Source organism: Bifidobacterium sp. UBA744 (assembly GCA_002298605.1).
GTDB lineage: Bacteria > Actinomycetota > Actinomycetes > Actinomycetales > Bifidobacteriaceae > Bifidobacterium.
Genome location: DBKS01000062.1, coordinates 2792 through 10365 on the forward strand (window position 1 = coordinate 2792; position 7574 = coordinate 10365).

The 7574-nt window shown below is 63.5% G+C and carries 6 protein-coding genes; 4 read left to right on the plus strand and 2 right to left on the minus strand.

Going from position 1 to position 7574, the window contains the following annotated elements:
* Both B2994_RS07065 and B2994_RS07070 read left to right on the plus strand, forming a co-directional pair.
* The coding region (locus B2994_RS07065) for a GatB/YqeY domain-containing protein (RefSeq protein ID WP_291527666.1) at positions 1-216 on the plus strand (216 nt) is incomplete at its 5' end.
* Positions 217-268: 52 nt separating this feature from the next.
* Positions 269-1852: a S10 family peptidase gene (locus tag B2994_RS07070; protein ID WP_291527667.1), complete on the plus strand. Its 1584-nt coding sequence runs from the start codon at positions 269-271 to the stop codon at positions 1850-1852.
* Positions 1853-1873: 21 nt separating this feature from the next.
* Here B2994_RS07070 and B2994_RS07075 read toward each other — a convergent pair whose 3' ends face one another.
* Together B2994_RS07075 and B2994_RS07080 are read right to left on the minus strand one after the other, a co-directional pair.
* Entirely contained in the window at positions 1874-4498 is a 2625-nt protein-coding gene (locus B2994_RS07075; protein WP_291527668.1) for an excinuclease ABC subunit UvrA, read from the minus strand.
* Positions 4495-5808: a class I SAM-dependent methyltransferase gene (locus tag B2994_RS07080; protein ID WP_291527669.1), complete on the minus strand. Its 1314-nt coding sequence runs from the start codon at positions 5806-5808 to the stop codon at positions 4495-4497. The genes B2994_RS07075 and B2994_RS07080 overlap by 4 nt, the downstream gene beginning before the upstream one ends.
* 187 nt (positions 5809-5995) lie before the next feature.
* Here B2994_RS07080 and B2994_RS07085 point away from each other — a divergent pair, with 187 nt between their 5' ends.
* Both B2994_RS07085 and B2994_RS07090 read left to right on the plus strand, forming a co-directional pair.
* Positions 5996-6946, plus strand: a complete 951-nt coding sequence (locus B2994_RS07085) for a magnesium transporter CorA family protein (RefSeq protein ID WP_291527670.1) — start codon at positions 5996-5998, stop codon at positions 6944-6946.
* 148 nt (positions 6947-7094) lie between these two features.
* Positions 7095-7574: amino acid ABC transporter ATP-binding protein (locus tag B2994_RS07090; protein WP_291527671.1), on the plus strand; the 480-nt coding region annotated here is incomplete at its 3' end.

Here is a 7574-nt window from a genome sequence, read left to right on the forward strand (position 1 = left end):
GAAACCGCGGAAGCCGATTACCTGGAGACCTTCCTGCCCGCGGCCGCCGGCGACGAGGACTACGCAACGGCGATCGCCGCCGCGGTGGCTGAGGTAAACCCCGCCGGCCCCAAGGACATGGGACGTGTGATGAAGGCGGCCCGTGCCGCGCTTGCCGGCAAAACCATTGACGGTGGCAGGCTCGCCGGTCTGATCAAAGCCGAGCTGGCCAAGTAGAACTTCGGATCCGGCGGCGGCAGGACAGCGAAAACGAGAGGCGACACAAACGATGAGCGATGAGCAGACGATTCCGCCGAACACCACGGCGGGCAACGCATCCGGCAAGGGTCCCAACGGCGATCAGGGGATGCCCACGCCCGTGACGCACACCACGCGTCACTCGATGGCCCTTGACGGCAGGAACCTCGATTACGATGCCACTGTGGGCACGATCACCATCGACACCGCCAAGATCAAAGGTGCGGCCAGCATCTTCTACGCGGCGTTCACGATGGTGGACGGCGAGACGGGCCGGTCCGATCCGCGGCGCCCGGTGACGTTCATCTTCAACGGAGGCCCCGGGTCGTCCACCACGTTCCTGCTGATGGGTTCGCTCGCGCCCAAGCGCATCAATACGCCCGACGCCGCGCCGGTGCCCGCCGCACCCTATGAGCTGGCGGACAACGCCCATACGCTGCTGCCGGTTTCCGATCTGGTGTTCATCGACGCCCCCGGCGCTGGTTTCTCGCAGATCCTGGAAAAGGCGAAGGGCGAGATGTGGGGCGTGGACGGCGACGTCAAGGCGTTCAGCGCGTTCATCCGCGCCTACGCCAGCAAGTTCCACCGCTGGAATTCGCCCAAATACGTGCTCGGCGAATCCTACGGCACCACGCGCGGCGCCGCCCTGGCCTATCGCCTGCAGCAGGATGGCGTGGCGCTCAACGGCCTGGTGCTGATCTCCAACATTCTGAACTACGGCTATATGTTCGCCACTTCAGACCAGTTCTACATCGGCTATTTCCCGACGTACGCCACCGTGGCCAAATACCATGGGCGCGTCGCCTCCGACGCGGAACTGGCCGAGCATATGCAAGCCGCCCGCGCGTTTGCGAACGGCCCGCTGCGCCTCGCCCTGGCGGCCGGCGATTCCCTGGATGACGACACCAGACGTCGCGTGGCCGAACGCTACGCCGAACTGACCGGGCTGTCCGCGCAATATGTCTACGATTCCGACTTGCGCGTCATCGACACGAGATTCCGCAAGGAGCTGCTGCGCGGCGACGACAAAATCGTGGGCCGTTACGACGGTCGCGTGGCTGGCTACGACCTCGACCGCATGAACAGCACGGAAACCTTCGTGGTGGACGACGCCTTCCTCGACCCGGCGTATGCCAGCCTGTGCAATGCCTATCTGCGCGACGAGCTCGGCTGGGACGGCGAAAGGGAGCGCAAGGGCTTCGCGGATATCGAATGGAGCAATCCGACCGGCGAGAAAAGCTGGACGTGGTGGCATACGCAGCCGGCCGGCCTGCCCATCGAGGATGACCCGACGGTGCCGTTCCCCAACGTGGTGCCTGATCTGGCGGCCGCCATCACCCATCAGCATACCCTGAAGGTGCTGATCGGCAATGGTGTCTACGACCTGTGCACGCCGTTCGGGCAAACCGAATATGACATCGACCATCTGGGGCTGCCCAAACCGCTGCGAGGCAATGTGGCGTTTACCTATTATCCCGCCGGTCACATGCTGTACAGCAGCGAGGCGAGTCTGGCCAAGTTCAGCGGTGACCTCCAGCGGTTCTATGCCATCGATGTCGCCGATCTGCCGGCGATGAACGAGCGTCCGGCGAAGCCGGAGCAGGCTGTTCTGTAAACCGGGTAAACCGAGGCCGCTTCAGAATCCCAGATAGCGCCCGGTGCGGCTATCCGGGTCGGCGGCGATGTCCTGAGGGGTGCCGGTGGCGATGATGCGGCCACCGGATTCGCCGCCACCCGGCCCCATGTCGATGATCCAATCGGCGTTGGCGATCACATCGAGATCATGCTCGATCACGACGACGGTGGCCCCGGACGCGACCAGACGATCGAATACGCCCAGCAGCACGCGAACGTCCAACGGATGCAGCCCGATCGTCGGTTCATCGAATACGAACACCGCATCGGACTGCGCGCGGCCCATCTCGCTGGCGAGCTTCAGCCGCTGCGCCTCGCCGCCGGACAGTGCCGGCGTGGGCTCGCCCAGGGTAAGGTACCCCAGTCCCAAATCATGCAGTGTCCGCAGACGGGCCTGCACCTTCTTCAATGTGCCGGTGGCCGCCAGCGCCTCGTCCACGCTCATCGCCATCAGCTCCGGCAGACTGCTGCGCGGCGCGGCGGCCCCTCCGAACGAACAGCGGATGGCGTCGGCCCGGGCGTCATAACGGGACCCTTGGCAGTTAGGGCAGTCAATCGTCACATCCGGCAGAAATTGCACGTCCAGCGAAATGGAACCGGTGCCGTCGCAGGTCCGGCAGCGCAGGCGCCCGGTGTTATATGAGAAGTCGCCGGCTTTGAATCCCGCCTGCCCCGCCTCGTCCGAACGGGCGAACGCGCGACGCAGATCATCGTGAATATTGGCGTAGGTGGCGACCGTGGAGCGCACATTGGCGCCGATGGGGCTGGAATCGATCAGATTCGCCCGGGCAATGCCGCCGGCTTCGACGCGAGTCACATGCGACGGCATCGTCCCGCCGCGAACCATGGCCTGCAATGACGGAATCAGCGATTCCAAAACCATTGTGGTTTTGCCTGAACCAGACACGCCCGTCACCGCCACCAGTCGGCCACGGGGAATGTCTACCGACAGGGGCCGGACGGTATGGATGCGGGTGGTCAGCATGCGGATATGCCCGATGTCGAACATATGGTCCCGGTTGACGGTTTCGCGGATGCGCTGCTGGCCAGTCGCCTGCAGAAACGGGCCGATGCGGGAGCTCGCGTTCGCCGCCACGTCGGCCACCGGCCCCTGGGCGATCACATGGCCGCCGTCCGCGCCGGCCACCGGACCCATCTCGATCACATGATCGCAGGCGGCCAGCACACGCGTGTCGTGATCGACCACCACCACGGAATTGCCGTCCGCCTTCAAATCGCGCATGACGCCAAGCAGGCCATCCACATTCGACGGGTGCAGGCCGATCGAAGGCTCGTCCAACACATACAGCACCCCGGTGGTGCGATTGCGCACGGCCCGGGCCAGCTGCACCCGCTGCCGCTCGCCGGTTGACAGTGTGGAGCCGGCCCGGTCAAGCGACAGATACCCCAACCCCAATTCCAGCAGCCGCCGTGCCACGTCGAGGAAGGAATCGACGATGCTGCGGGCCATCGGCCGCATGGCCTCCGGCAGGGTCGCGGGCACCTGACGCACCCACGATACGGCGTCGTCCAGCGTCATCGCGGTAACCTGGGCCAGATTCATCCCGTACTTGTCCGGCGACGCCGCGCCGCCCGACGGCCCGGCGGCGTCATTCGACCAATCGGCCCCCACGCGTGGTTCCCGCGCCGTGGCCGACAGTCTGGTGCCATGGCAATCCGGGCACGGACCTTCCGTCAGGAACCGCGCCACGCGCTTCAGTCCCTTTTCGTCCTTGGCCTTGGCCAGCGCGTTCTCCACCGTGTAGACCGCGTTGTAATAGGTGAAGTCAAGTTCGGCGAAATCGTCGCCCTTCTTCGGCTTGTAGAGGATGTGCTTCTTCACCGCCGGACCGTTGAACACAATGTCGCGTTCCCTGTCCGTCAGTTCGCTGAACGGCACGTCGGTGCGCACACCCATGGCGCCGGCCACCTGTTTCATCAGATCCCACATCAGTGAGCCCCATGGCAGCACCGCGCCCTCGTCGATCGACTTGGATTCGTCCGGCACCAGCGAGGCGCGGTTCACGGTACGCGCAATGCCGGTGCCGGAGCAGGTGTGGCAGGCGCCGGCGGAGTTGAACGCCAGCGATTCGGCGCTGGGCGGGATGATGCGTCGTCCGCAGGAGGCGCAGTGGATCGGCTGGTCGGCGGCGACGGCCAGCGTTGGCCGGTTGCGTGCCCCGCAATGTTCGCAGACATGCGATGCGCAGCGCGAGAACAGCAGCCGCAGGCTGTTGAGCAGCTCGGTCATGGTGCCGAAGGTGGATCGCACGCCCGGCACGGCGGGACGCTGGCGCAACGCCAGCGCCGCCGGTACGTGCAGCACCTCGTCCACCGCCGCACGGCTCGCCTGGGTGAGCCTCCTGCGGGTATAGGTGGAAAGCGCCTCCAAATATCGGCGCGATCCCTCGGCATACAGGACGCCCAGCGCAAACGAGCTTTTGCCGGATCCCGACACGCCCGCGACGCCGACGATTTCGTTCAGAGGCACCTTCACGCTGACGTTCTTGAGGTTGTGCACGCGGGCGCCTCGCACTTCGATGGCGCGCGGCGCCCCGGCCGAGGTTTCCGCGACGTCTGTCGTTCCGCCGGCTTCCCCGGGTCTGATTGTCGTCATGTCGGTCATACCGTTACCGTATCGCCGGCAGTGGTCGTCGTCGCGACGGGAGGTTTGCGGCAGCGGATCAGCAGATGCCGCCCGGCTGCATCCGTGGTGGCGAACAAATAGACGCCGCCGCCGTCGCCGAGCTTGAGTTTGCGACGCAGCGCAGCCACCGTCATGGGGAAGTTGCGCACGGTGATGTTGGCATGGGAAAGCCCGGCGAGTGTTGCGCGCAGCTCCTTCTTCCCCAATGTGCCGGATGCCTCGATCACAAAGCGCCGGCCGGGGAAATCCGGAACATCGCCGCGCGAGATGAAAAGATGCGAGTTGGAGGCGATCTGCGAGACGCCGAACCGTTGTGCGATCGCGTCGAAGCATCCGGCCTTCATCAGCGCGGCATTGGGCTCGTAGAGACGGCATCCTCGAAGTTCCGACGACGTCAGGCCGACATTGTCGGCGGCCGTTTTCGCGCCGGCGGCCGTCGTCGCCTCGTCGGGCTGAATCTCGGTGCGCTGACCGTCATTGACGCAGAACAGCAGCGGGGCATGGCATATGCCGTGTCCCAGCACCACCAGCAGTTCCTTGCATTCATTCGCCGTGGCCACAATATGCACCTCATGGACCGCGCCGTCGAAATCGGCGACGGTTTTCCTCCAGTCCAGCATGGGGGAGAGCTTGATCATCACGTAGGCGGCCTTCGCGAGCAGTCCATGCTTCAGGGCCAACGCGTCCGGCGCGCAGTCGGTGATCGCATACGTGCGCTGGCCGTGCGCGTCGCGGCGCGCCGGGTCGAGGAACACCAGCGTGGCCGGCGACATGGATTGCAGGTAGGCGTCGGCGTCGGCGTTGACGACATCCACATGCGACAGCCCCAACGCCGCCATATTGTGTTCGGCCAATGCGCAGAGATGCGGTTGGCGCTCCACATACGTGGCGTGGTCGACTGCGCGGGCCATGTACGAGCAGTCCACGCCGAAGCCGCCGGTGAGATCCACCAGACTGGTCCCGCCGATCGGATCCGGTCGCGACGAGGGGGCCCGCCGGTTCGCCGCGTCCTCATTCGACTGCCGGATCAGCCGCCGGGCCACCTTTGCCTTATACTGCGCGGTGAATTGCGACGAGCACTGCTCCATTGAAATATGCGGCGGATAGACGATGCCGTCCGATGCCGCCCATTGCGGAAGCTTGGTCCGCGCCGTCTGCCATCCGGCGATCTGGTCCAGGGCCATGGGCATGTCGATCCCGTCACGTCGCTTGGCGTGCAACGCCAGTGTCCGGATGTCGTCATCCCGATGCGTCCGGACAAAATCCCAGGTCTCCTCATTCATCATCATGCGCTTATTGTAGGGCGGTGCATGGCGGCATGGCATCGGTGCAGGTGGATGAACGCGGGGCGAATTCTGACCGGCATGGCGTGGACGTCGCGTCCGCGGGACTACACTGGGCATGGCTTTCGACCGTGCGCATACGGGCGCGGGGGTCAGACGAACGCGGTATAGGCGCGGAAGGCGGGTGAACAGCATGCTGAGGATTTTCAGTACCATCAACGGTCAGGTAGAGCAGATCGAGAAACCCGAAAACGGATCATGGTTGTGCCTGTCGGAGCCCACGGATGTCGAGCTCGCCACCGTCGCCTCGTCCACCGGCATCGACCTCGCCGATCTGCGGGCGCCCCTGGATGATGAGGAACGCTCGCGCGTGGACGTTGAAGACGGCTACACCATGGTCATCGTCGACATCCCCACCGTCGAGGAACGTGGCGGAAGGGACTGGTACGAGACCATCCCGTTGTCGATCATCGTGACGCATGATCTGATCATCACCGTGTGCATGCAGGATACGCCGGTGCTTCATCCGTTTATGGAGGGGACGATTCGCGGGTTCAACACCTTTATGAAGTCCCGCTTCATTCTGCAGATTCTGTACCGCAACGCCACGATGTACCTGCGCTACCTGCGCATCATCGACCGTGAAAGCGACAAGCTCGAACTGAAGCTTCGCCATTCCATGCAGAATCGCGAGATCGTGATGCTGCTCGAGCTGAGCAAGACCTTGGTGTACTTCCAGACGTCGTTGAAGTCGAACGAAATCGTACTGGAAAAACTCAACACGCTGAACGGCATCAAGCAGTATCCCGAGGACGAGGATCTGCTGCAGGACGTCATCACCGAAAACAAGCAGGCCATCGAGATGGCCAACATATACAGCGGCGTTCTTGCGAACATGACAGACGCCTTTGCCTCGATCGTGTCGAACAATCTGAACAACGTGATGCGCATTTTCACCATCATCTCCATCACTTTGTCGATTCCGACCCTGATCTTCTCGATGTACGGCATGAACTTCGACGGCAGCATGCTGGGCATGCCCCTGACCGACAAATCATGGGGATTCGCCGTCATCATTCTCATTTCCATCGCGATTTCGGCGCTGGTGACATGGTTCCTCACCCGCTCGCGCATGTTCAAATGACGCATGGTCGCCTCGCGCCCCCCGGTTTCCATGCAATGCGCAACAACGTGTTACATGACGAACCACAATCGTTTACAAACGGATGTTAGCGTAACCTCCCAGAACGCGGAGATAAGGAAATCCGCTATGACGAAAGGGGCGCTACGCCATGACCGAAACCGTGCAGTCCGCAGCCGAAACCGTGGCTTCCGACGACAAGCCACTGGTTGAGCTGAATCACGTGGAGAAGTACTTCGGCGAACTCCATGTGCTGAAGGACATCAACCTCAAGGTCAACAAAGGCGAGGTGCTTGTTATCATCGGGCCTTCGGGCTCCGGAAAATCGACGCTGTGCCGCACCATCAACCGCTTGGAGTCCATCGACTCGGGCGACATCCGCATCGACGGCAGGCCACTGCCCCAGGAGGGCAAGGAACTGACCAAGCTGCGCGCGGAAGTGGGCATGGTGTTCCAGTCCTTCAACCTGTTCGCCCACAAGTCGATCCTCGACAACGTCACGCTGGCGCCCCGCAAGGTGCGCAAGATCCCGAAAGCCCAGGCCGAGAAGGAAGCCATGGAGCTGCTGTCCCGGGTGGGCGTCGACTCGCAGGCCAAGAAACTCCCGGCCCAGCTTTCCGGCGGACAGCAG

Bases quoted from the DNA above. Each gene is read 5' to 3' on its own strand.
- B2994_RS07075 (WP_291527668.1), bottom strand. From the start codon at position 4,498: ATGACCGACATGACGACAATCAGACCCGGGGAAGCCGGCGGAACGACA.
- B2994_RS07085 (WP_291527670.1), top strand. From the start codon at position 5,996: ATGCTGAGGATTTTCAGTACCATCAACGGTCAGGTAGAGCAGATCGAG.
- B2994_RS07080 (WP_291527669.1), bottom strand. From the start codon at position 5,808: ATGATGATGAATGAGGAGACCTGGGATTTTGTCCGGACGCATCGGGAT.
- B2994_RS07070 (WP_291527667.1), top strand. From the start codon at position 269: ATGAGCGATGAGCAGACGATTCCGCCGAACACCACGGCGGGCAACGCA.